Source organism: Xenorhabdus sp. NBAII XenSa04 (genome assembly GCF_963866145.1).
In the GTDB taxonomy this organism is placed as follows: Bacteria; Pseudomonadota; Gammaproteobacteria; order Enterobacterales; family Enterobacteriaceae; genus Xenorhabdus; species Xenorhabdus indica.
In genome coordinates this window covers 1-1,661 of sequence record NZ_CAWMEB010000036.1, presented here as the reverse complement: position 1 = coordinate 1,661, position 1,661 = coordinate 1, and the positions used below count along the sequence as shown (strand labels likewise).

Here is a 1,661-nt window from a genome sequence, read left to right as displayed (position 1 = left end):
CGTGAAGTGCGGGATATTCTCCGGCACGGCACGACAGTCAGTGTTTAACGCGTGAGGTATCACTATGGCACTTTTACGTCTAACCGTCTGGCAGGTGATTGCCGGTACGCTGCTGAAGCGTCATTTTGGCCTGAACCTGGAGGATACGGCGCTGTGTGAAACAGACACGGTCGCTGAACTGATACAAAACGGCATCCGGCCCTCTGAGGCCATTAACGAATTAGTCGATAAGTACGATTTAACCCGGCTGAATGCTCCGGTCATCACGCACAGTACGCCTTACCTGGATGTGCATGACGAGCTGATGGTCATTTTCGACAGTCAGCTGGCTGGTATTTTCAAACCGGATAGCCACTAAATCCTTTTTTACTTACCCAACGGGGGAACTGACTCCCCGCCGGGACAGTTCCTCCTTTTTTAACATTATCAATCAAGAGGAACTTAACCATGGCAGAGTGGATCACGAATCAACTGGACATTACCGGCAAATCCGTTTGTATCGATGTGATGCAGCAATGGGTCTGTGGCGAAGAAGCGCCCCGTTACCGTCAGGCAGTCTTGCAGAGTCTGCGGCTGTTTCTGGCCGGGTGCGCCGGGATACTGAAACCCACCAAACCCCTGACTTACGCGCCTTATCCGGCGCTGATACGAGGTACTGCGGCACCGACTGCGCAACATCTGGCCTTTGAGCAGTGGCTGATGTTGTTACAGGATAATGCGCTGCTAACCGGCGACACCATTAAACGTATCGACCATCTGTACCGTCAGTCGGGCTTAAGTCTGCTGCGCTGGGAAAATATTCCGGAACCGGCGCGTGACATCATGGCTTCTCTGCTGACCCGCCAGTATACCGACTGGTTTGGGATGGTGAGCTGGTCTGATAGTCCCGATACCGGCGCCTGCTGGGACAGGCTGAATGTGTCTCCGACATCCGCCCAGCCCTGCGATATGCTGATGATCATGCCGACCCGGTTAGCGACCGAGATTAACGGCAGCAGCGGATTGCTGAAAGGTATTGCCTCCACCGTACAGTTCTACGACGAGCACTACGGGCTGGAATGGCCGTTCGGTCACCATGTCCGCTGGGAACGGCGTAATGTCAGCAGCTTAACCGTGCGTTTTGATTCACCGTGGGCACCGCCCTCTGCGGAACTGATGGGGGAACTGTCAGCGATGTTTGATTGCGAGATCCGCCATTGGTACAGCGAACCGTCAGGAAGCCTCAAAGGCTACGATTGTTATGATCAGGGTGAGCATGTAGACAGCGGTAACGGCTTACCCGGACGCGAAAACCGGCCTGCACTCTATCTGGTTAACGGTGAACAACCCGAAATCAGTCAGGCACTGCCGGCGATTGCTGTCGGACAGTAGCGATTTGTTCAGTACCTTATTCTTTATTTTCACTTCAACCGAAGGGGGAAGCACGTTCCCCTTCCGGGGCGTGTTTTCCCTATTTTTATGCGACAAGGAAAACACGCCATGGCGTCTCGTACCGATTACCAACAGGAATTTATCTCGCTGTTTAATCAAACCGCCCGCTATCAGCCTCGTTATCAGGTCTTCCGGGATTTTTGTCACTGCGCAATGGCGGCCATTCACAATAAATATTGTTTCAGTGAGGAGCTGGAGCAGTTTTATCTGAAAACCATCAGGAAATATGC

At 52.9% G+C, this 1,661-nt stretch carries 2 protein-coding genes and 1 pseudogene; all 3 read left to right on the top strand.

Features of this window, described 5'->3' with window-relative positions; translation table 11 throughout:
- Nucleotides 1–64 precede the first annotated feature (64 nt).
- Nucleotides 65–358, top strand: coding sequence for a TA system toxin CbtA family protein (locus tag AAC147_RS01775; protein WP_047685080.1), 294 nt, complete (start codon nt 65–67; stop codon nt 356–358).
- Nucleotides 359–447: 89 nt separating this feature from the next.
- Complete coding sequence (locus tag AAC147_RS01770) at nt 448–1,371, top strand: DUF1281 domain-containing protein (protein ID WP_047685077.1); 924 nt, start codon at nt 448–450, stop codon at nt 1,369–1,371.
- Between the two features lie 108 nt (nt 1,372–1,479).
- Nucleotides 1,480–1,661: pseudogene (locus tag AAC147_RS01765) on the top strand (SAM-dependent DNA methyltransferase); the annotation flags it as partial.

What these genes read in the sequence shown, in the direction of transcription:
- AAC147_RS01775 (WP_047685080.1), top strand. Translation starts at nt 65, where the DNA reads ATGGCACTTTTACGTCTAACCGTCTGGCAGGTGATTGCCGGTACGCTG.
- AAC147_RS01770 (WP_047685077.1), top strand. Translation starts at nt 448, where the DNA reads ATGGCAGAGTGGATCACGAATCAACTGGACATTACCGGCAAATCCGTT.